This window comes from Candidatus Fukatsuia endosymbiont of Tuberolachnus salignus, assembly GCF_964030845.1.
In the GTDB taxonomy this organism is placed as follows: domain Bacteria; phylum Pseudomonadota; class Gammaproteobacteria; order Enterobacterales; family Enterobacteriaceae; genus Fukatsuia; species Fukatsuia symbiotica.
Window position 1 is genome coordinate 263,146 of record NZ_OZ034983.1, and the last position, 23,855, is coordinate 287,000.

17 protein-coding genes and 3 pseudogenes are annotated in these 23,855 nt (G+C 43.7%); 6 read left to right on the forward strand and 14 right to left on the reverse strand.

What is annotated here, in order from left to right:
* Positions 1–4: 4 nt before the first annotated feature.
* From rfbB to trxA, 7 genes are all read right to left on the reverse strand, one after another.
* Complete coding sequence (gene rfbB, locus AAHH42_RS01350; protein WP_072550431.1) at positions 5–1,060, reverse strand: dTDP-glucose 4,6-dehydratase; 1,056 nt, start codon at positions 1,058–1,060, stop codon at positions 5–7.
* Positions 1,057–2,364, reverse strand: a complete 1,308-nt coding sequence (gene wecC / locus AAHH42_RS01355) for a UDP-N-acetyl-D-mannosamine dehydrogenase (protein ID WP_342221538.1) — start codon at positions 2,362–2,364, stop codon at positions 1,057–1,059. Before wecC ends, rfbB begins: the two co-directional genes overlap by 4 nt.
* Positions 2,361–3,479 (reverse strand): non-hydrolyzing UDP-N-acetylglucosamine 2-epimerase, encoded by a 1,119-nt coding sequence (gene wecB / locus AAHH42_RS01360; RefSeq protein ID WP_072550407.1) that lies wholly within the window; start codon positions 3,477–3,479, stop codon positions 2,361–2,363. The genes wecC and wecB overlap by 4 nt, the downstream gene beginning before the upstream one ends.
* 17 nt (positions 3,480–3,496) lie before the next feature.
* The gene (gene wzzE / locus AAHH42_RS01365; protein WP_072550432.1) at positions 3,497–4,576 is read right to left on the reverse strand and encodes an ECA polysaccharide chain length modulation protein; all 1,080 of its coding nucleotides are present in this window, start codon (positions 4,574–4,576) and stop codon (positions 3,497–3,499) included.
* A 65-nt stretch (positions 4,577–4,641) separates the two neighbouring features.
* Positions 4,642–5,718, reverse strand: coding sequence for a UDP-N-acetylglucosamine--undecaprenyl-phosphate N-acetylglucosaminephosphotransferase (wecA, locus tag AAHH42_RS01370; RefSeq protein WP_342221539.1), 1,077 nt, complete (start codon positions 5,716–5,718; stop codon positions 4,642–4,644).
* A 522-nt stretch (positions 5,719–6,240) separates the two neighbouring features.
* Positions 6,241–7,509, reverse strand: coding sequence for a transcription termination factor Rho (gene rho / locus AAHH42_RS01375; RefSeq protein ID WP_072550409.1), 1,269 nt, complete (start codon positions 7,507–7,509; stop codon positions 6,241–6,243).
* Positions 7,510–8,028: 519 nt separating this feature from the next.
* Positions 8,029–8,370, reverse strand: a complete 342-nt coding sequence (gene trxA, locus AAHH42_RS01380) for a thioredoxin TrxA (protein ID WP_072550410.1) — start codon at positions 8,368–8,370, stop codon at positions 8,029–8,031.
* Positions 8,371–8,488: 118 nt separating this feature from the next.
* On the opposite strand from trxA, the gene rhlB reads away from it, so the two are divergent.
* Positions 8,489–9,796 (forward strand): ATP-dependent RNA helicase RhlB, encoded by a 1,308-nt coding sequence (gene rhlB, locus AAHH42_RS01385; RefSeq protein WP_072550411.1) that lies wholly within the window; start codon positions 8,489–8,491, stop codon positions 9,794–9,796.
* Between the two features lies 1 nt (position 9,797).
* A pseudogene (locus tag AAHH42_RS01390) lies at positions 9,798–10,712 on the forward strand (guanosine-5'-triphosphate,3'-diphosphate pyrophosphatase); the annotation flags it as partial.
* Positions 10,713–10,720: 8 nt separating this feature from the next.
* On the opposite strand, the gene AAHH42_RS01395 reads toward AAHH42_RS01390, so the two are convergent.
* Positions 10,721–10,921: a hypothetical protein gene (locus tag AAHH42_RS01395; protein ID WP_072550412.1), complete on the reverse strand. Its 201-nt coding sequence runs from the start codon at positions 10,919–10,921 to the stop codon at positions 10,721–10,723.
* 570 nt (positions 10,922–11,491) lie between these two features.
* On the opposite strand from AAHH42_RS01395, the gene AAHH42_RS01400 reads away from it, so the two are divergent.
* Positions 11,492–12,253, forward strand: a complete 762-nt coding sequence (locus tag AAHH42_RS01400) for a hypothetical protein (protein WP_162860070.1) — start codon at positions 11,492–11,494, stop codon at positions 12,251–12,253.
* 667 nt (positions 12,254–12,920) lie between these two features.
* On the opposite strand, the gene glnQ is transcribed toward AAHH42_RS01400, so the two are convergent.
* From glnQ to dps, 4 genes are all read right to left on the reverse strand, one after another.
* On the reverse strand, positions 12,921–13,643 hold the full coding sequence (gene glnQ, locus AAHH42_RS01405; RefSeq protein ID WP_072550414.1) for a glutamine ABC transporter ATP-binding protein GlnQ: 723 nt from the start codon (positions 13,641–13,643) through the stop codon (positions 12,921–12,923).
* 24 nt (positions 13,644–13,667) lie between these two features.
* Positions 13,668–14,333: a glutamine ABC transporter permease GlnP gene (glnP, locus tag AAHH42_RS01410; protein WP_342221540.1), complete on the reverse strand. Its 666-nt coding sequence runs from the start codon at positions 14,331–14,333 to the stop codon at positions 13,668–13,670.
* 34 nt (positions 14,334–14,367) lie between these two features.
* Positions 14,368–15,114 (reverse strand): glutamine ABC transporter substrate-binding protein GlnH, encoded by a 747-nt coding sequence (glnH, locus tag AAHH42_RS01415; RefSeq protein WP_072550416.1) that lies wholly within the window; start codon positions 15,112–15,114, stop codon positions 14,368–14,370.
* A 362-nt stretch (positions 15,115–15,476) separates the two neighbouring features.
* A complete protein-coding gene (gene dps / locus AAHH42_RS01420) occupies positions 15,477–15,986 on the reverse strand; it encodes a DNA starvation/stationary phase protection protein Dps (protein ID WP_072550417.1) in 510 nt (169 codons plus the stop codon).
* Between the two features lie 257 nt (positions 15,987–16,243).
* Between dps and rnr the strand changes: the two are divergent.
* The 3 genes and pseudogenes from rnr to rep all read left to right on the forward strand — a co-directional run.
* Positions 16,244–18,562: pseudogene (rnr, locus tag AAHH42_RS01425) on the forward strand (ribonuclease R); the annotation flags it as partial.
* Positions 18,563–18,654: 92 nt separating this feature from the next.
* A pseudogene (gene ilvC, locus AAHH42_RS01430) lies at positions 18,655–20,132 on the forward strand (ketol-acid reductoisomerase).
* A 33-nt stretch (positions 20,133–20,165) separates the two neighbouring features.
* Positions 20,166–22,199, forward strand: a complete 2,034-nt coding sequence (rep, locus tag AAHH42_RS01435) for a DNA helicase Rep (RefSeq protein ID WP_072550420.1) — start codon at positions 20,166–20,168, stop codon at positions 22,197–22,199.
* Between the two features lie 50 nt (positions 22,200–22,249).
* Here the strand turns inward: rep and ftsX are convergent, their stop codons facing one another.
* On the reverse strand, positions 22,250–23,194 hold the full coding sequence (gene ftsX, locus AAHH42_RS01440; RefSeq protein ID WP_119797596.1) for a permease-like cell division protein FtsX: 945 nt from the start codon (positions 23,192–23,194) through the stop codon (positions 22,250–22,252).
* Complete coding sequence (gene ftsE, locus AAHH42_RS01445; RefSeq protein WP_072550422.1) at positions 23,184–23,852, reverse strand: cell division ATP-binding protein FtsE; 669 nt, start codon at positions 23,850–23,852, stop codon at positions 23,184–23,186. Before ftsE ends, ftsX begins: the two co-directional genes overlap by 11 nt.
* Positions 23,853–23,855 lie beyond the last annotated feature (3 nt).

Consider the following 23,855-nt stretch of genomic DNA (forward strand, 5'->3'; position numbering starts at 1 on the left):
ACTCCTAAATCAAACCACTCGAAGAGGAATTGTCCTGAAGAGGACGCCACCAAGATTCGTTTTTTAAATACCAATTGACGGTTTTACGCAGACCACTGTCGAATGTTTCCTGTGGACGCCAGCCCAGCTCACGTTCAATTTTTCCCGCATCAATGGCATAACGCTTATCATGACCCGGGCGATCGGTAACATGGGTTATCAAATCACGATATTGTTTAACGCCTACCGGTTTCTGTGGCGTGAGTTCTTCTAACAGCGTACAGATAGTTTCAACCACTTCCCTATTTTTACGCTCGTTATGCCCACCAATATTGTAGGTTTCGCCAACAACACCTCGTATCGCTACTTGATATAGTGCACGCGCATGATCTTCAACAAATAACCAGTCGCGTATTTGATCACCCTGACCATACACCGGCAGCGGTTTGCCGGCCAAGGCATTGAGGATCATCAGTGGGATCAATTTCTCTGGAAAATGGTAGGGACCATAATTATTAGAACAGTTAGTGATCAGAGTGGGCAAACCGTAGGTTCTTAACCATGCGCGTACTAAATGATCACTGGCAGCTTTTGAAGCAGAATAAGGGCTACTCGGTGCATAAGGGGTGCTTTCAGTAAATAAATCGTTTGTGCCTTGCAAATCACCATAAACTTCATCTGTTGAGATATGATGAAAACGAAAGGTTGATTTTATATCAACGGAGACTCCACTAAAGTAATGGCGCGCGGCTTCTAACAAGGTATAAGTTCCTACCACGTTAGTTTCAATAAATGCGGCTGGCCGATTAATCGAACGATCAACATGGCTTTCCGCTGCCAGGTGCATCACCACATTGGGCTGATAATGCGTAAATATCTGATCCAGTTTATTCCGGTCACAAATATCCACTTGTTGAAAAGCATAACGATCACTGTTTTTTACTTTATCGAGAGACGCAAGATTACCTGCGTAAGTGATTTTATCTACCACGACCACCGTATCTGTCGTGTCATTAATAATATGTCTCACTACAGCCGAGCCGATAAAACCTGCCCCACCGGTGACTAAAATACATCTCACCGCCATACCCCTTTGCTATCAATAATCCAGGACTGTTTGATATCTTCCGCCTTGATTGCTTTAAACTCGTGGTGATCGACTAACATCAACAAAATATCGGCGATTTGTAATGCGCTATCTGTATCTGTAAGCTTCATCTGACTTGTTTGTGATGGTGGTAATTGCTCTATATTAGGTTCGACTGCCCAGGTTTCCCCTGCATGCCATTCGGCAACCAGACTCGCGATTGCCAGCGCTGGACTTTCACGCAAATCGTCAATATCGGGTTTGAATGCCAAGCCAAAGCAGGCGATTTTCACTTCAGCGGCACGTTTATTGGTGGTTTTGATACAATCAGCGACAGCAGCCTTGACTCGATCAATTATCCACTGCGGTTTAGCGTCGTTCACTAAACGCGCGGTGTGAATTAAATGCGCTAGCTGCGGATTTTGCGCTACGATAAACCAGGGGTCAACAGCAATACAGTGCCCCCCCACACCCGGCCCCGGCTGTAAAATATTTACCCGTGGATGACGATTCGCCAGATTGATCAATTCCCATACGTCGATAGCTTGTTCATAACAAATCAATGATAATTCATTAGCAAAGGCGATATTAACATCGCGAAAACTATTCTCGGTGAGTTTGCACATCTCAGCAGTACGGCATTGTGTCACTACACATTCACCTTGTAGAAAGATTTGATATAACTCGCAGGCACGCGCAGAACAGGTGGCGCTCATACCTCCAATCACACGATCATTTTGAATCAGCTCGACCATCACTCGTCCCGGTAAAACACGTTCGGGACAATAAGCAATATTAATATCTGCTTTTTCATCCATTTGCTGAGGAAAACTGAGATCAGGGCGTGCTTGTGCAAGCCATTGAGCCATTTTCTCGGTAGCACCCACTGGTGAAGTGGATTCTAAAATAACCAGATTACCTTTCTGCAATACCGGTGCAATGGATTTTGCGGCGGATTCAACAAAAGACATGTCTGGTTGGTGATCATCTTGCAACGGTGTTGGTACAGTGATCAAAAATGCATCAGAAGCTAAAGGCTGATTTACCGCTTGTAGAAAATCCTTGGCAACCGCGTTTTTCACTGCATTACCTAAATCCGGCTCTACAATATGAATTTCTCCACGATTAATGGTAGCAACAGTATCTGCATTAACGTCAACACCGATCACCTTCACTTTGTGAGAAGCAAAAATAGCCGCAGTGGGTAAGCCGATATATCCTAAGCCGATCACCGAAATTGTTGCAAAATTCGTCGTTGCAGCCTCTTCTTTTGCAAAATGTATTGTTGTAGAACTCATAATATGACCCACTGATCTTTTAACGTAGCAAGGATGTATTGGCAGGCTTTTCCGTCACCGTAAGGATTATGTGCCTGGCTCATTTTATTATATTCATTTTTATCAGTCAGCAGACGGCTCACACCCTCAACGATCTTATCGATGCGGGTACCGACCAATCTGACAGTACCATAGTCCACCGCTTCTGGACGTTCAGTCGTATCTCGCATGACCAATACAGGTTTACCTAATGAAGGTGCTTCTTCCTGGATCCCCCCCGAATCAGTTAAAATGAGGTAGGATCTGTTCATCAGGTAAACAAAGGGTAGGTAATCTTGTGGTTCTATCAAAAAAATGTTTTCAATGCCGTTTAAAATACGCTTGGCGGGTTCACTGACGTTCGGATTTAAATGAACAGGGTACACCAGTTGTACTTTGGGATGTGACCTGGAAATCATCGCCAACGCACTGCATACCCGTTCAAAACCCCCACCAAAATTTTCCCGCCGATGTCCTGTAACCAGAATCATCTTTTTTTCGTCATCGAGGAAGGCATATTGTTTGAGTAATTCATCGTTTTCCGTGGCACGATCACGTGCCCAAAACAGAGCATCAATCACCGTATTACCAGTAACAAAAATACGGTTTTCAGGCAGGGATTCCCGTAGTAGGTTTTGCCGTGCATTGGCTGTCGGTGCAAAATGGTACATCGCCAGTCGTCCAGTCAATTGACGGTTAGCCTCTTCTGGCCAAGGAGAATAAACATTTCCGGTGCGCAAACCGGCCTCAACATGTCCAACAGGAATACGCTGATAGAATGCAGCCAAACTGGTAGCAAAGGTCGTGGTGGTGTCACCATGAACCAGGATAACATCAGGTTTAAATTCCTCCAGAATCGGTTTTAAACCCGCCAGAATAAGACAAGTAATTTCTGTCAATCCCTGACTTGGCTTCATAATGTTGAGATCATAGTCTGGTTGGATCTCAAAGAGTGTGAGCACTTGATCTAACATCTCTCGATGCTGTGCAGTGACACACACCCTTACATTGAAGAATGTATCTGCAGTCAAAGCGCGAACCAGGGGTGCCATCTTGATGGCCTCAGGTCTGGTACCAAAAACAGTCAACACTTTCACGCGTGAATCTCTTAAGGTCAGTAAACGACAGACGAAGCCTGTAACATACTAATACGACGTGACAAAACGATACCTGCGCCGATTAATCCGCCAATGGCACCCCACATTATCATCAGAAAAGCACGCCTTGGGCTGCTACGGGTAACAGGTTCTTCCGGTGTTTGTAGATAACGGTAGGTCTGGAATTTTGCATCTAGAGTCGGTTTTACATTTAATGTTGCTAGAAGCGCCCGGTTTTGGTCGTAATCAGGACCAAAATTTTCACCGGATGCTTCTAGCATCTCCAAACGCGCTTGTAGTATTGGCCTACCGAGTAGAAACAATTCGGAGTTAGGCAGTTGTTCGGTTGAAACGTCCGTCTGATTACGGTTTATCTTTTGCTGACTGGCGATTTTCAAAGCTTGCTGTACTCTATTTAGCTCACGTGTATAAACAGCATGTGTGACCGCCTCTTGTTGTTTAATTTGCGCTTTGATTGCTTGCGTTCGAGCCGCCCAAGCTCCCTGGATCTCATCATTCAAGTGGCTGGTTGCTCGCTTGTTGGCAAAATTGACATATTGACGTAATAAAGTATTCGCTTCTGCTGCAGTTTCGGCGATCAGTTTCACACTGTCGTTGAGCATTTTTTTATTATCACGTACTGAGACCGAAATATCGTTGACTAATTCGTCAAGTAATCGTGCGTCAGTTTGAGTATCATCTTGTTGACGTTGCTTGTAGTAATCACTTTGGCGCCAGAAATCGCGGCGCGTATCATAGGCCGCTAATTGGGTAGTAAATTCATTATATGCTTCATCAGGAATACTCGGCCGCTCATTACTGGGGGTAGAGCCAGAGATATGCATATCCAAATTGCGTAAAAGTTGCTGCTGTGAATAATATCCAGCCAAACTATTGACAGTGGGCTTATCTGTGATCGCCACTGCGATCCACCGCGGCTTCATTAAATAGGAAACTGCCAAAGCAATAAGGGCAAACAAAATGACCATCCCCATAATCCATAGTTTGCCACACCATAGACTACGGCAAAGACCATGAATATCCAATTCGTTATCAACGAGTAACCCATTGTTTGTCACATTTTTTTCTACGGACATTGTTTTTGTGGACGCCGCTTTTGTAGATGTAGACATAGCTTCTACCTTCATCACTAAACCCCTGGTTAAGATATATGTTTAGTCGCTCCCCGTATCCGACGTTTTACGCGTTTGATGAAACGTGCCACGCGCCAAGCTCGTTTAATACAGTAGCCATATATAAAAAATACCAGAAAAAATAATAACAACATTATCCATTCTGGCACAAAAGTCAGATATTCACCCATCATACCTACGGCAGCAAGCAATACAGCAGCCAACGTAATTAACACAAAAGCTTGTCTCGACGTGAAACCCGCCCGCATGATCAGATGGTGGATGTGTTGACGATCAGGTAAAAACGGGTTCATGCCTTTGCGTAAACGACGGTACATAATGGCGATCATATCCATCAGAGGAATAGCAATAATCCATAATGCGGTGACCGGTTTGATCGGATGTGAAACACCCTGTGTAGTTTGTAACAATAGCCACATTGCGGTAAAACCGATCAGTGTGCTGCCTGCATCACCCATAAAAACTTTATAGCGATGTCCTAATAAACCGAGGTTTAACAAAATATAGGGCATAATGGCGGCAATCATCGCAAAACACCATAAAGCGACTTCAAAGTGGTTTTTTTGATATAACAATATGCCGAGTGCGCCAAAGGAAACACAGGATAGTCCACCTAATAGGCCATCTATCCCATCAACCATATTGAAAGCATTGATTGATGCCCAAACGGAAAGTAGTGTGATCACGTAAGCAAAGGGGCCTAATCCTAATTCCCAGGAACCGAACACATGACCAAAACTGCATAGATACAGCTCGGCGTAAACCATCATCACAATGCCCACCAATGCTTGTACTAAGGCGCGGATCTTGATACTGATATCAAACCTGTCATCCAGTGCACCTATTAGCACCAACACGCCCGCACAGGCTAAATAGAGCCTGAAATGAGGAATATTCTGGCTACTGTTTAGAAAAGCAAAACAAATACTCGCATAAACCGAGATACCACCAACCAAAGGGATCAGACCCTGATGACATTTACGATGATTAGGTTTATCGACCAAACCAACCTTTTTTGCCACTATGCGTGCGAAAAACAAAAAGGCTAGAGAAAACAGGAAGATGATTAGAATTTCTATACTCATTGTGAGTAAAAATCTCGTTTAACAGCGCTTGGAAAAAATGAACCTCACTCGCTACGGTGTCGAAAGAGCCTTGGCAGACCTCTTGAGAAACCTACTGTGTTGCGCGGGTCTAGCTTCATACATGAGACTTTTTGCAAAACCTACTATGTGCCACAAAACTACGTGCTGCAAATTTTGCGTTACCTGGCGCTTACAATCCCTTATGTATTCGCGTGCACTGTGCAGTTACTGCGCTTCAAGTGTTTTGACTTCACATAACGAACGACGGTTTTGCAAGAAGTCTATTGTAATTTCACACCACCGGTTACGATTTTGCAAGAGGCCTCGTGTTTAAGAGCCAGTTCGAAATCTTTTGTGCTCGCTGATATTTCGTCAAAAACGAGCTCAAAATGCTCATTTACTCCCTTTTGCTGTATACAAAGGGTAAACTGCGCTTTTTTGCTCGTTTTTTCCTCGTCTGAACTGTCGCTCAAGAAGATTTGGAACAGGCTCTAAGTGGTGTCTTGACTATTGACGAAGTTATTAACGTGAATGTTTTTTCATCATTTCGAAGAATTCATCGTTAGTTTTACACTGTACCAATTTGCCTAGGAGGTACTCCATAGCCTCAACTTTCCCCATTGGATGGAGCACTTTACGTAAAATAAACATTTTTTGTGACTCGTCAGGAGTCGTGAGTAGTTCTTCTTTACGTGTACCAGAACGATTGAACTCAATTGCCGGGAAAATGCGTTTGTCAGCAATTTCACGCGATAAACACATTTCACAGTTACCAGTACCTTTAAATTCTTCAAAGATAACTTCATCCATTTTAGAACCGGTATCGACCAGCGCAGTGGCCAGGATGGTCAGGCTGCCTCCTTCCTCAACGTTACGGGCGGCACCAAAAAAACGTTTAGGTCGCTGTAAAGCGTTAGCATCGACACCACCGGTTAAAACTTTCCCTGAAGCTGGCACTACCGTGTTGTAGGCACGAGCCAAACGAGTAATTGAATCGAGCAGGATGATAACATCCTTTTTATGTTCAACCAGACGTTTGGCTTTATCAATGACCATTTCAGCTACTTGCACATGACGGGATGCGGGTTCATCAAAAGTAGAAGCAATCACTTCACCTTTAACTGAACGTTGCATGTCTGTCACTTCTTCTGGACGCTCATCAATCAGTAGTACCATCAAAACAGCGTCTGGATAATTATAGGCAATGCTGGAGGCAATATTTTGCAACAAAACTGTTTTACCCGCTTTTGGTGCTGCAACGATCAAACCACGTTGACCAAGACCAATGGGAGTAGCCAGATCCAATACACGGGCGGTTATATCTTCTGTTGAACCATTACCACGCTCCATACGTAAACGTGAGTTAGCATGTAAAGGTGTCAGATTTTCAAACAAAATTTTATTACGGGAGTTTTCTGGTTTATCGTAGTTAACTTCACTCACTTTCAATAGGGCAAAATAACGTTCACCTTCTTTCGGTGGACGGATTTTACCAGAAATCGTGTCGCCAGTACGCAGGTTGAAACGACGAATCTGGCTGGGAGAAACATAAATATCGTCGGGACCGGCAAGGTAGGAACTGTCTGCAGAGCGGAGAAAACCAAATCCATCCGGTAATATCTCCAATACGCCATCACCAAAGATATCGGCTCCACTTTTTGCGTGTTGCTTAAGAATAGCGAAGATAATGTCTTGTTTACGCATGCGAGCGAGACTTTCCAGCTTCATCTCTTCTTCGCCAAGTTTTACTAATTCAGGGACTGACTTATTCTTTAATTCGGTAAGATTCATAATGGTGGGTTCTTTTAACTCGGGGTATGTCTCGAAGTATTGTTGTGAAAGGCACGGCAACGTCACCCGGGCCAGTTCAATGGAGCATTCCATAACCACCGGCGGTAATAACGTAAATAATAAACCATGCCAGATTTGCGCAAAAACGGCGGCTTCAAAATTAAATGTTTAGACTAATTTTACAAAAAGATTAAGTGGTCAAAAAATGGGTTAAGGCAATGACTACTTTCAACGCAGTTTATTCCCATATAGGCTATTCCCAACACTATCCGTCATTAAGTACAGTCTATTCTCAAAACAGATTATTTCAACATAGAATAAAAACTTAGGTTGATCATTCGATACTATAGAATTTGACGTTACAGAATTTTTTGGATGCTACAAACCCGGGTGTTGCCTGTAGCACATGCTGACACATAGCTTCTGTTAAATCTAACATGCTTCTTTGCAGGCGTCTAGCAGTCAGTGAGAGAAACTCCGTTTTACGTTGAACACCCGTTTTGACAGCGCTAACGTAGATTATAGATTAGCGTCGAGAAATTTTTTGAGTTCATCTTTAGATAAACCCCCTACACGGGTCGCCACAATTTTCCCCTCTTTGAACAGCAACAATGTGGGGATACTACGGACACTGTATTCTACTGCTATTTCTCTTCCTCCTCCGTGTATATGTCCATCGATATTCAACTTAGCGACAGTCAGTTTACCTGCATACTCGTCAGCAATTTCATTGAGTATCGGAGCAATCGCTTTACATGGAGAACACCACTCAGCCCAAAAGTCCACTAGCACTGGACCATTTGCTTGTAGCACCTCAGCATCAAAGTTGCTGCCTTGCAAATGCTTTATTTTATCACGCATAATTTACTCCGAAGGATTGTATCAACCTGTCCGATATAGTACTAATCGAAAAAAGGTTGATTTTATTTCACCTGATACGCTTTCGTAAAATGATAATTAGCTGATATTCTACCATACTATGAGCAAAACACATTTGACTACACAGAAGTTTTCCGACTTCGCCCTGCACCCGCTGGTTATAGAGGCTCTTGAGAGCAAAGGATTTCATCATTGCACGCCTATCCAGGCATTAGCTTTGCCACTCACCCTAACCGGTCGAGATGTCGCGGGTCAGGCGCAAACCGGTACAGGAAAGACGCTAGCATTCTTGGTGTCTACTTTTCATTGTTTGCTTTCCTCGCCCGCGCAAAAAGGGCGACAAACTAATCAACCACGTGCTTTAATTATGGTGCCGACACGTGAATTAGCCGTACAGATCCACGCTGATGCAGAATCATTATCCAGGACAACCAAGCTAAAATTGGGTTTAGCTTACGGAGGCGATGGCTACGATAAACAACTTAAGATATTGGGAGACGGTGTCGATATTCTGATTGGTACCACGGGTCGTATCATTGACTATGCCAAACAGAACTACATTAATCTGGGTGCTATTCAGGCAATGGTATTGGATGAAGCCGATCGTATGTATGACCTTGGTTTTATCAAGGATATTCGTTGGCTTTTCCGGCGTATGCCGCCGGTAGAAAAACGCTTGAATATGCTATTTTCCGCAACCCTTTCTTACCGCGTGCGTGAGCTCGCTTTTGAACAAATGAACAATGCCGAATCTGTTGAAGTAGAGCCGTTACAAAAAACGGGTTATCGTATTCAGGAAGAGCTATTTTACCCTTCAAGTGAAGAAAAAATGCGTCTGCTACAAACACTGATTGAAGAAGAATGGCCAGATCGTTGCATTATTTTTTCTAATACCAAACAGTGTTGTGAAGATATTTGGGGGCATTTAGCCGCTGATGGTCATCGGGTAGGGTTATTGACCGGTGACGTCGTGCAAAAAAAACGTCAGCGTATTTTAGACGATTTTACCAAAGGCAATCTGGATATTTTGGTTGCCACTGATGTCGCAGCTAGGGGGCTGCATATTCCGCTAGTGACTCATGTTTTCAACTATGATCTACCTGATGATTGTGAAGATTACGTTCACCGCATTGGTCGTACCGGACGTGCAGGGGAAAGCGGTCATTCAATCAGCCTTGCTTGTGAAGAGTACGCACTGAATTTACCCGCAATCGAGACCTATATCGGTCATAGTATTCCGGTAAGCAAGTATAACAGCGATGTATTGTTAACCGATTTACCACAAGCAAAACATTTGCAACATAGTAGTCGTAGTGGTGGACACCCTCGCCGTCACCCAACATCTCGCTCAGCAACACGTAGTCATAATGGTACAACACGCCATAACCGTAAACGAGTAGGCGGATAATATGATGTCGAGTACCCCTTCTTTTTATGCTGCCATCGATCTTGGATCCAACAGTTTTCATCTGTTGGTAGTGCGTGAGGTGGCTGGCAGCCTGCAAATCCTGACCCGCATCAAGCAAAAAGTACGTTTAGCTGCGGGTTTAGATGCTCAACAGCGTCTATCATCGGCAGCGATGGAGCGTGGTTGGCAATGTTTAAAATTATTTACAGCGCCTTTACAAGCGGTTCCACACAATCAAATTCGTGTAGTGGCAACCGCCGCATTGAGGTTGGCTTCGAACGCAGATGAATTTCTACAAACGGCTAACAATATTCTGAATTGTCCTGTTGAAGTGATCAGTGGTGAGGAAGAAGCACGACTCATTTATCATGGTGTAGCACAGACTACCGGTGGAACGGAAAAACGTTTAGTCGTTGATATTGGTGGTGGTAGCACCGAGATTATCGCTGGCAAGGGGGCCAAAGCCAATATTTTAGTCAGTCTACCCATGGGTTGTGTCACTTGGCTGGATCGTTATTTTAACGATTATTCTTTGACCAGGAAAAATTTTGTTCAAGCAGGACAGAGCGCTCGAGAGATAATCAAGCCAGTAGTTGCAAGTTTTCGTCAATATGGTTGGCAAATTTGTCTCGGCGCTTCTGGTATTGTGCAAAGCTTACAAGAGATCATGATCGCTCAAGGCATGGGTGAGCTGATCACCTTGGCAAAATTACAGCAATTGAAGCGACGAGCGATTGAGTGCGGCAAACTAGAAAAGTTAACGATCACGGGGCTAACACCGGAACGAGCATTAGTTTTTCCCAGTGGTTTGTCGATTCTAATCGCCATTTTTCAAGAACTGAGTGTCACAAGTATGCAGCTCGCGGGCGGTGGGTTACGTGAGGGCTTGCTGTATGAAATGCTGGGCTTACCTGTGTGAGGATTTTAGTGAACCAGGTAGCGTATCCTATTGTTTTCTTCTGTACTCGTTTGTCTGCAATAATCAACCAATTTTTGCAAATCCGTTTCATATTGCTGAAAAGAAAATTTCACTTGGCTAAGAGAAGCTTTGCCCGGCGTGAAGGCATCATTAATCACTAACCATTGTGTACCGATCAGCAAATGAAGTTGCAGGCCATGTTGCATCACCTGTAAAAAAACGCGACGTCATCCCAAAGCAGATGAAACCGCCCGACTCCGGCGCCAAGAAAAAATAGAGGGCCACGTTTTTTGCAAGCAGATACGTCATGATTATATAGCAGGGGCCATGTAACATGATTGATTTGATCAGTAAATATTATTTAATATCAATACATTAGTGTAAATTTTACAGTCAACTTATACGGCCCCTGCTATATTGCTAAACGTAAATAAGCTATTTAAGAGAATTTTTTATCAACTCATCTCGGTTGGATTACTATTTTTCAATACTTTTAATTATCCTCGAATAAATAAAGACAATTAATTTTTTATTTAATTATATAAAATCTTATCGTCTATAAAATTACAATAAACTCAATTCGGGATAAGTATAACTAATTGAAATTATCATGGTGTAAAAAAACTATAATGAGAAGACGTACCAAAAATTGTATTTTTAAGTTTCAAATACCTACTTTTTCATAATCATTAAGCCAACATCTTTATCAAATTCATTTAAAAACAAATAGTTACTTAATTTTGTCCCTAACTGAGATTATAATAGAGAAGAATACAATGCCAGGTTCAGAATCAGCATCAAATTCACTTCCATTAGATCTATGTCACTTAAGTGGGGCAGGAAATAGTGATAATGCAACAGTTTTGCAACAACGATTTACTGGTGCCCATGCATCAATCTCTACTCCTAGCAAAAGACAATATGATCCCATTCTTACAATGATTTCAGGCACACACGATGGTGTATCCTTTCACCAAGGAGTAGTAATGGTTAGAGGAATAGCGTCAGAGCCGCCCGATTTACCACCTGACGAATACCCAAGTGTAAATTTTCAAGACTTACTTCGGACAAAAAAGTGGCCAGTTGAAAGTGATGTTCCTGTCGACGAAAGAGTAATGGCTTCCGAGATACCGTTGTTAGAACAAAATCAAGTTCCAAAGCGACAGAAAACCGATGAAAGCTTACTTTCCCTTTCCACTAGTACTTTTGTAGAAAAATTGCCAATGTATATGCACACAGGAGTGGATCCGGAGACCGAAACACAGTTGTCAGGATACGATGAATCTAAAAAAATGGATATTTTGATAGCATGGTATCAAAAGTTTAAGAAGGGAGGTTACGTTACCTATCCCCGTCTGTTTTGGATATTGTTCGCCGATTGTTCAACAAGAGAGAGCAACAATACAAGAAAAGCACACATCTCCGACTTCAAAAAATTAGCTAAAAATTTAGGGTGTACGACAGCAGAAAAGACTTTGTCAAAATATGTAACGGAATACAACAAGGGCAAACTCAGATTCAAACAACAGCCACAATAGGAAGTAAGATGAAGGAGTGTTAGAAATGAATCAAACAGCAAAAATGATCAAACTGAAATGAGTTTTCTCACATCGAAAAAATCATACTCTTTATCGACGATGGCATAACTCACCTGTTTCCAGTTCCCTCTCGCCCATAGCGCCGCAAAGACTTTCATATCGGCGCGTTGCCCTTCAGATAGTCAGGTGCTCCTTACTGTGTGAGAGTTTACGATTCCAGGCAACAGAACATTATCTAGCCAGGCACAGACTTGAAAAACAGATTCTGCTAATCTAGATCAACCACTTTAATATTATCCATGATGGATGCTCTCAGGTTTACCATGTTCCGTATAGCTCGTATGTCGGGTTAGATGCGCCTATTGTGATGCGGAGGGATTGTTTGATCACGAGAGAATATGCCCAGCTTCTCTGCCTACCCCCAGTACCTTTTGGCTACAGCGTATAAACAGGTTTACTCACCCGACCGAACGGGTATAAATATTTAATCCTGCTAAGAATACGCCGCTAAAAGAACTCAACGCCATGATAGCAAATAAGATAATAAGCACTTTTTTTAGCATATTGACAGCTCAGTTTTTAATAAAAATAGCACGGATTGTACTCGTTTTAGATAACGAAACAAGGGGCACCGTAGCCCAAGTATAGGTACCCACAAAACATGCGCTTAGCTAACGTGTTGCAAGAATTCACGTAATCTGTTACTGGGTGGATTAGAGATAAGACGATCAGGCTTGCCATCTTGTACAATCCGTCCTTTGTCAATAAAGAGTAAGCGTGACGCAACTTTATGAGCAAAGCCTACCTCATGGGTCACGATTACCATTGTCATGCCTTCTTCCGCCAAATCTTTCATCACCGTTAAGACTTCATGGCGTAACTCTGGATCAAGTGCAGAAGTCGGTTCGTCAAACAACATGAGTTGTGGTTTTACCGCGAGTGCACGAGCAATAGCGACACGTTGCTGCTGTCCTCCAGAAAGCTCTGAGGGGTAATGATGCGCACGTTCTGATAGCCCCACTTTTGCCAACAGTGCAAGAGAAAGTTTTTCTGCATCGGTTTTTTTAATGCCACGGACGCGGATCGGACCGAAAGCGACATTTTCCAGTGCTGTCAAATGGGGGAAGAGATAAAATTGTTGGAAAACCATACCCGCTTCTTGGCGGATCAAACGTTCCTCAACAGCAGGATCGTTAACGTCTAAGCCATCGACTATTAGTTGCCCGCTAGTAATTACTTCTAACTTGTTGATACAACGTAATAATGTCGATTTTCCTGAGCCCGAAGGGCCGATAATCACCACCACTTCTCCTTTGGTGATATTTAAATTAATATTGTGGAGTACTTGGGTTTTTCCAAAATGTTTAGAGACGTTTTTGAATTCAATCATATTATTTTCAGCTTTTTTTCTAACCTACGCAGGACAAAATATTTTCAGCTTTTTTTCTAACCTACGCAGGACAAAACTCAGTGCTAGCGTGATAATCAGATAAATCACCGCGACTGCGGACCATATTTCCATAGCGCGGAAGTTACCGGCAATAATTTCCTGTCCCTGGCGGGTGAGCTCAGCAACGCCAATAACGATGAACAATGACGTATCTTTGATGCTCACAATCCATTGATTACCTAAGGGAGGTAGCATACGCCGTAGCGCCAAAGGCGCGATGACATAGCGTAGCGTATCACGTTTAGATAAACCTAACGCGAGGCCCGCTTCGCGAAAACCCTTGTGAATCGATAGCACTGCGCCACGAGTGATCTCGGCGATATAAGCACCGGAATTAATCATAATTGTGACTACCGCCGCAGTGAAAGGATCGATGCGCATCGGCATCATAATCGGTAGCGCAAAATAAATAAACATCACCTGTACGACAATGGGTGTACCACGGATCAGCTCAACAAATACCAGTGCGATATAACTGCTGACTTTGTCACCATAAGCACGGGCAAAACCCGCAATAACGCCGATAATCAAACCACCAAGTAACCCGAGGACCGAGATCCACAAGGTTAACTTGGCACCTTCGAGTAGAATTGGGATGGCTGGCCAAATAGCGTTCCATTCAAACAACATGGATATCCTCCTGATCTAACATACTAAAAATAAATTAGTTAGGCTCGACACCAAACCATTTTTTATAGATAGCAGAATAAGTACCTTTTGCACGCAGAGTTTTTAGTGCATCGTTAACTTTTTCTCGTAATTCACTACCTGATGGAAAAGCCACACCATATTGCTGTGCCTTAATGGGTGTGCCAACTGTCTTAAACTGACCATTACCGGCCGTTTTGATGAAGTACAGAATATTGGGCGCATCGTGTAATACAGCGTTAGCATTACCGGTCGCTAATTCTAGATAGGCATTATCGATATTGGGGAATTGACGCAAAATTTTACTTTTAACGTTGGCTTTAGCGTAGTCTACTGAACTCGTACCGCTTTTCACCGCGACGATTTTCCCTTGCAAGTCCGCTTCACTTTTGATGTCGTCATTGTCTTTTTTCACCATAATCAGCAAACCACTGTCGTAATAACCATCCGAAAAATCTATGGCTTTTTTACGATCATCAGTAATAGTAATGCCTGCTAAGGCTAAATCGACGTTTTTAGTTTGTAACGCAGGAATGATGCCACTGAAATCCATGGGTTTCAGTTGGTAGTCCAATTTCAATTCTTCGGCAATAGCCTGCCAAAGGTCAATATCAAAACCAACGTATGTGCTCCCCTGTTTAAATTCGAAGGGAAAGAAAGCAGTATCAGTCGCTACAACCAATTTTTCTTGCGCGGAGGATGTATTGACGGCAAAGGCCAACGTTAATGTTGTGACTAACAAAATTTTTATAAGTGATGTCATACGGGGAAATTCCTTTGTTTTGGGTAGAAAATATCCGTTTTAGACTAACACGACATGACCTGCCGCTAAAATAGACCTCTTACATAACCTGTTGCGTGGTGTACGACGGTTTTGCAAGAAGTCTAATATTGTACGCTGTGTTTCGATCGCCCGGCAACGCAGCACTCTCGCCCATTTTTTCCTTGTCTGAGCGTCGTCCATGACGATTTCGAACAATCTTGTCGACTTCTTAAAAAACCGAAGTTCGTTGTATGCAATCAAGGGGCAGGGTGCGTAGCAACCGGAGTGTACAACGAGTACATGAGGATTGCGAGCACCTCGCAATGTGGAATCAGTGGCACCGGATAGATTTTGCAACAGGCTTATTGTTTATCAATGTTGGCTTCAATAAGCCACAAAAATTTGTCCAAATCTCTGGACGCAGCGGTAAGTATATCAGCACTGCCTTCATCTTTAATGTCAATAATTCTTTTGCGTATACTATTTGCTATCACTGAATAACATCCAGCAAGCGCAGTCAGATGATCTTGTACCGCATAAATATCGGTCGGGTAAGATTCAAGCAAGGTATTATCATTAATGGATCGCACTGTAGCTAACACCCGCCCCCCGAGTTGAACAGCCCGTTCAGCGCAGGTATCTGCGTGCTCAGTAATACAGCTGTGGATATCATCGAGCATGGTATGGACAGCAATAAAATTTGTGCCACGCATGTTCCAATGAGCTTGTTTAGTGATTAACGCCAGGTCGGTTAATTGGATGACTATCCGATTTAATTCTTGAATAACGACAACTTTTACCGATTTATCAATGTCATTACTGGTAGGGCGGAGCTTAAAAGATTTGGTTTTCACTAGTTTAGTGGCACTCATAATGGGCATCCTCTTTTTTAGTGGTTGTCTACTTTGTACTCTTCTGCTGAATCAGTATAACAAAAATACCTACCAGATATAAGGCACAGCTTTCAAGCCAACTTGTGTTAAAATTTTTTTGCTACTGGAGTACTAACGCTAATTTAATAGACTTCCTGCAAAACCGAATTCACACCACAGGGTAGGTATGCTAGAAGTCTAATGGCGGCCAGGGTGAAATAATAGACCTCTTTGCTGATGACAACGGAGATACTGTAATGTCACAAGATCCATTCCTGGAACGAGAAATAGCAAAATATGGTTCTCCTATCCCAAGCCGAGAATTTATTTTGACCCATCTGGCAAGCCGCGAAGCGCCCGCTAGCCGCGAGGAGATAGCTAAAGAATTCAATTTGTCTGGTGAGGAACCTCTAGAAGCGCTTCGTCGCCGCTTGCGAGCTATGGAGCGTGATGGTCAACTGGTGTTTACCCGTCGTCAATGTTATGCCTTACCGGAACGCTTGGATTTACTGCGTGGTACTGTCATCGGTCATCGCGATCGCTATGGTTTTTTACGGCTCGAAGGCCGTAAAGATGATCTGTATCTCTCTGTAGAACAAATGAAAAAAGCGATTCATGGTGATGAAGTATTGGCTCAGTCTTTGGGGCTTGATCGCAGAGGACGCCGTGAAGCACGTATTGTCAGGGTATTAGTACCCAAAACCAGCCAGATTGTTGGGCGCTATTTTACCGATGCCAGTACCCGTCTTGGTTTTGTTGTCCCCGATGACAGCCGTCTTAGTTTTGATATTATCATCCCTCCTGATGATGTTTGTAACGCCTGTGCAGGCTCTATCGTGGTAGCCGAACTGATCGATCGCCCAACTCCGCGGACTAAAGCTGTGGGTAAAATCGTTGAAGTGTTAGGAGAAAATATGGGCGCCAGCATGGCGATAGATATTGCTTTGCGTACCCATGAAATCCCTCATGTATGGCCAATGCAGGTAGAAAAACAGATTGAATCACTGCAAGACCAAGTGCCAGAAGCCGCAAAAAAAGGGCGAGTTGATTTACGCGATTTACCTTTGCTCACCATAGATGGTGAGGATGCCCGTGATTTTGATGACGCTGTTTATTGCCAACAAGATGATGATAAAAAAAACAGGGGTGGTTGGCGTTTATGGGTCGCGATTGCGGATGTAAGTTATTATGTACGCCCGCAAACAGCACTGGACGATGAAGCACGTAGCCGTGGTAACTCTGTTTACTTCCCGTCAGAAGTGATTCCAATGCTACCGGAAGTGTTATCCAACGGTTTATGTTCGCTTAATCCACAGGTAGATCGTCTCTGTATGGTTTGTGAAATGACCATTTCTTCAGCAGGCGAACTCTCCACATATAAATTTTATGAAGCGGTCATGAATTCTCATGCGCGTTTGACCTATACCAAAGTGTGGAAAATTATCGATGGTGAGCAATCTTTGCGTGACCAATATCAGCCATTCGTCCCCCATCTGACAGAATTGCACAAGATGTACAAGGCGCTGGATAGAGCGCGGGTTAGACGGGGCGGTATCGCTTTTGAAACGGAAGAAGCCCGGTTTGTCTTTAACGAAGAACGGCGTATTGAACGTATTGAGCCGCTCGTGCGCAATGATGCTCATAAATTGATTGAAGAGTGTATGATTCTGGCAAATATTGCCGCCGCCCGTTTTGTAGAAAAACACAAGGAACCGGCGCTATTTCGTGTGCATGATCGTCCGAGCGATGATCATATTGCTGCATTATGCAGTGTATTGAACGAATTAGGTTTAACCCTGGCGGGTGGCTCAGAGCCGCAACCAAAAGATTACGCCTCATTGATGAACGAAATTTCTCATCGTCCTGATCACCAGATGTTGCAAACCATGTTACTGCGTTCGATGAAACAAGCGGTTTATGATCCAGAAAATCGTGGGCATTTCGGATTGGCGTTGGATTCATATGGGCATTTCACTTCCCCCATCCGCCGTTATCCTGATCTGATTATGCATCGAGCAATCAAGTGTCAATTGGCCGAAGTACTTGCTCCGCACAAAGAATACTGTACACCAACTGGTGGTTGGCACAGTGATCACCAAGAGATGTTACAATTGGGCGTACGTTGCTCAATGACTGAGCGTCGCGCTGATGAGGCCACGCGTAATGTTGCTGACTGGTTGAAATGCGATTTTATGCGTGATCAAGTCAATAAAGAATTTACAGGTATTATCGCTAATGTCACTGGATTTGGTTTCTTCGTACGCCTGGATGATCTTTTTATCGACGGTCTGGTACATGTTTCTAGCTTGGATAATGATTATTATCGTTATGATAATATTGGTCAGCGCTTGATTGGTGAATCATCCGGTATGGTGTATCGTCTGGGCGATACAGTGAAGATCCTTGTAGCGGCGGTGCATATGGATGAAAGAAAAATCGATTTTTTCTTAGTTCCAGGCGCATGTAAACCGCGTGGTTCAGGTAAAACTGCACGAAAAAAAGCCAAAAAAAATGATACGAAGTCTCTGCGTAACAAGACTTCATCAAAACGTAGCTCTGCCCTGCCAGCGTCCAAATCAGCAGCCCAGTCAACAGCTAAGTTAGCGACGGTATCCAAACGAATAAGAAAGAAAACATCCAATTAGAACTTATACAAAAAAGGAAGATTATGACTAACTATTTTAATACCTTGACTTTGAATCAAAAACTGTCGCAATTAGGTAAATGTCGTTTTATGAAGCGCGACGAATTTGCCGATGAAGCGAATTATCTCAAAGGAAAAAAATAGTGATAATTGGCTGTGGCGCACAAGGACTTAACCAGGGGTTAAATATGAGGGATTCCGGTTTAGTGGTCACTTATGCCCTGCGTGAAGAAGCGATCACAGAACAGCGCCTCTCATGGCGTAACGCTACCGAAAATGGTTTTACAGTAGGTAGTTATCAAGAATTAGTCCCACAGGCGGATTTGGTGATTAATTTAACGCCAGATAAACAACATTCCTCAGTCGTACAGGCGGTGCAACCACTGATGAAACAGGGTGCAACACTGGGCTATGCTCATGGTTTTAATATCGTGGAAATGGGTGAGCAGGTGCGTCAAGATATCACTGTTGTCATGGTGGCCCCGAAATGCCCTGGTAGCGAAGTGCGCGAAGAATACAAACGCGGTTTTGGTGTGCCAACCTTGATTGCGGTGCATCCTGAAAATGATCCCAAAGGCGATGGCATATTGATAGCTAAAGCTTGGGCTGTGGCAACGGGGGGACATCGTGCGGGTGTGCTGGAATCCTCTTTTGTTGCGGAAGTGAAATCGGATCTGATGGGTGAACAAACCATTTTGTGTGGTATGTTGCAGGCCGGCTCTCTGTTGTGTTTCGAAAAATTGGTTGCTGAAGGTAGCAGTGATGCTTACGCGAGAAAATTGATTCAATTTGGTTGGGAAACCATTACTGAAGCGCTGAAACAAGGCGGTATCACGCTGATGATGGATCGTTTGTCGAATCCGGCAAAATTGAGGGCATTTGCTTTAGCCAAACAGTTAAAAGATATTATGGCGCCATTATTCCGTAAACATATGGATGACATTATTTCAGGCGAGTTTGCTAGTGACATGATGGCTGATTGGGCTGCAAACGACGAAAAATTGTTACAATGGCGTGCTGATACCGGTAAAACGGCTTTCGAGAACGCCCCTGAATACCAGGAAAAAATCGCGGAACAAGAGTATTTTGATCAGGGTGTATTGATGATTGCAATGGTGAAAGCGGGGGTTGAACTAGCATTTGAAACCATGGTCAGCACTGGTATTATTGCTGAGTCGGCTTATTATGAATCACTGCATGAACTGCCATTAATTGCTAACACCATTGCCCGTAAGCGCCTGTATGAAATGAACGTGATAATTTCTGATACAGCTGAATATGGTAATTATCTATTTGCCAATGCCGCCATCACTTTACTGAAGGAGAAATTCATGCCCTCGCTGCAAAGCGGTGATCTGGGTAGCAGAGTAGTGAATACTGCCGTCGATAATGCACAATTACGGGATATCAATGATGCTATCCGTCATCATCCGATTGAGCTGATTGGTCGTGAACTACGTGGTTATATGAAGGACATGAAACGTATCGCTGTAGCAAATTGACCTACCTTTTTATCTATTGAGTCACTGAATACCATGCAATCAAATCCTCGGGAGCTAAACCCTAGACAGCAACAAGCGGTCGAATTTGTCACAGGACCTTGCCTGGTACTTGCCGGTGCCGGCTCAGGAAAAACCCGAGTGATTATCAATAAAATCGCTTACTTAATCCGTCATTGCGGTTATCAGCAGCGCCATATTGCTGCGGTGACTTTCACCAATAAAGCGGCGCGTGAAATGAAAGAACGGATCGCGCAGACCCTAGGGAAAAAAGAAACACGTGGCTTAATCATCTCAACCTTCCATACATTAGGGCTGGAAATTATTAGGCGAGAATACGTAGCGTTGGGAATAAAAGCGAATTTTTCACTGTTTGATGCTCACGATCAGATGGCATTGCTAAAAGAGCTTACCCAACAATGGGTTGCAGAAGACAAAACGCAACTACAACAACTTATCACGCGTATTTCTGATTGGAAAAATGAATTGCAGGATCCCCTCACGGCGGTAGCTCAGGCTCGTTGCCCACAGGATAAGCTGTTTGCCGATTGTTATTCCTTGTACGATGCGCATCTTAAAGCCTGTAATGTGTTGGATTTTGACGATTTAATTTCGTTACCTACTTTATTATTGAAAAATAATCAGGAAGTACGTGAACGTTGGCAAAATCGATTGCGTTATCTGCTGGTGGATGAATATCAGGATACCAATAGCAGCCAATATCAAATGGTTAAATTGTTGGCCGGCAATCGCGCGTGTTTTACTGTGGTGGGTGATGATGATCAATCAATTTATTCTTGGCGGGGTGCTAGACCGCAAAATATGCAACGGCTGAATGAAGATTTTCCACAGTTGCAAGTGATCAAACTGGAGCAGAATTATCGCTCTTCGGGACGAATTCTTAACGTTGCTAATATCCTGATCGCCAATAATCCCCATATTTTTGAAAAACAGCTTTTTTCTGCACTGGCTTATGGTGAGGTATTAAAAGTTATTACCGCCAATAACGAAAATAATGAAGCTGAACGGGTGGTGGGTGAGCTAATCACACATCACTTTGTCAACAAAACACGTTATCGCGATTACGCTATTTTGTATCGAGGGAATCACCAATCACGGTTGCTGGAAAAAGCGCTAATACAAAATCGTATCCCTTGTCGAATTTCTGGCGGTGATTCTTTTTTTTCTCGACCTGAAATTAAAGATATTCTTGCTTATCTACGAGTGTTGACTAATCCTGAAGACGACAGTGCATTTTTACGCATCGTGAATACGCCTAAACGTGAGATCGGTTCAGTAACTGTCCAAAAATTAGGCGAGTGGGCGAGTTTACGTAACAAAAGTCTGTTTTATGCTAGCTGTGATCTGGGGTTAACTCAGCATCTTAGCGGTCGTGGTCTGGAATCACTACAACACTTTACTCAATGGATGGCCGGGATTATACCGCTGGTGGAGCGAGATCCGAATGCAGCAGTACGGTTTTTGCGCAATGGTATCGACTATGAAAACTGGCTGTGTGCGACCTCTCCTAGCCCACTCGCCGCAGAAATGCGCATAAAAAATATCAATCTGTTGTTTGGGTGGATGAGCGAAATGTTGGCAGGTTCTGATCTGCATGAGGCAATGACGCTAGCACAGGTAGTCACACGTTTTACTTTACGTGACATGATGGAAAAGAACGACAGTAACGAAGAAGATGATCAGGTGCAATTGATGACTCTACATGCGTCTAAAGGGCTGGAATTTCCTTATGTGTTTTTAGTCGGGATGGAAGAGGGGTTACTGCCGCATCAAAATAGTATTGATGGAGGCAATGTGGATGAAGAACGGCGTTTGGCCTACGTGGGTATTACCCGGGCGCAGCGAGAGCTATTTTTCACCTTATGCAAGGAGCGGCGTCAATATGGCGAGCCGATACTCTCTGAACCCAGTCGTTTCCTGCTGGAGTTACCGCAGGACGATCTTGACTGGGAATCAGAGCGAAAAGTGGTGACTCCAGAAGAAAGGATCAGCAAAGGGCTGTCTCATTTGGCACGGCTGCGCGCTCAGTTGGCGGATGCCAAAAAATAATCGTTATAATGATGTTCAAACGAGGAAAATCCTATATATTTCATGGTTATTTACTGTGGTGTAAATCGACGCAAATGTTCTATTGTCGCTAACCAGGCGGCCAGCCAACCGATCATGGCAGAAATAAGCAGTAATAATAGACTTTCATCCCAGCTAAGCCCCTGTAAACTAAAAGCCGTTCCAAAGACACTGGCCACCTGTGTCACCACCCCGCCTAGTTTCCATACTAGCGCGCTAGATAAAACTAACGATAATGTTGCACCGCCCAGGCCCAATATAACACCGCCATTGAGGAAGGGTCGTAAAATAAATCCATCAGTGGCACCAATTAGTTTCATCACATTGATCGTGTCACGACGGCTGAAAATACTTAAACGCACACTGTTACCGATCACCAAAAATACCGCAACCACCATCAATACACCCACTATTGCAACTATTTGACCGATTAGCCCAGTTAGTGCGGTTAAGCGAGCAAACCAGCTATCATCCATACGAACTTCTGCTACACCTATCACTTTACTTACTCGTTCGCGCAGAGTATGTAACATTTCTGAACTCTGAAAATTCAGTTTCGGTGTGATTATCGCGACTGCAGGCAATGGATTTTCTTCCAACATATCCAACGCCCCGCCAAAACCAGACCAGTTACGAAATTCGCTGACTGTTTCTTCTCGTGACAGATAATTCACTTTTTCAACTCCAGGCTCGGCTTTTAGTACAGTGATCACCTTTTCGGCAGCAGCATCATTGAGTGTTTTATCTAAATAAACGGTAAGCTGGGGCATGGGATACCATTGGGTGGCAGCCTGATGAATATTTTTCCAGACGATATAACACACACTTGGCAAAGTAAGCGAAATGGTAATCACCATTACCGTCAGTAACGTTGCCAGTGGTTGGCGCAACATATCCGTTAATGCATTTTTCCAGGCATATCGCCACTGAACATGCCAGCCTCCTCGTAGCGCCTTTATTTTCGCATTATTCGTCATGATGCGCTCCTGACATTCGCCCTTGACTTAATGTCAGAACTGGATATTTTCGCCGGGCGATCAATGAAGTATCATGAGTGGCGACCAATACAGTAACGCCCACACGGTTGAATTCTTCGAACAGCCGAATGATCCCTTGTGACAGGCTGTCATCCAGGTTACCTGTTGGTTCATCCGCCAATAACACCGCGGGTTTGTTCACCACGGCACGAGCAATACCCACCCGTTGTTGTTCACCACCAGAAAGCTGGATAGGAAAATTTTTGGCTTTATCCAACAAATCCACTTTATCCAGGGCAGCGGACACCCGCCGACGGATATCTTCGATGCTGGCACCGACAATAATCAGTGGCATAGCCACATTGTCATACACCGTCTGATCCAGTAACAAATGATGATCTTGAAAAATCATTCCGATTTGACGGCGTAGGAAAGGTACTTCATGGTTTTTCAGGCGACTAATATCGTGACCATCAAACCAGATGTGACCGGCATTGGGTCGTTCGATACCACAAATGAGCTTCAACAAGGTACTTTTACCGGCACCAGAATGACCGGTCAAAAATGTCATTTTCGCCCGCTGTAGGTGAAAATCTACTCCTTGCAGTGCCTGTCGCCCTCCGAGGTACGCTTTACTGACCTGTTCAAAACGAATCATGGG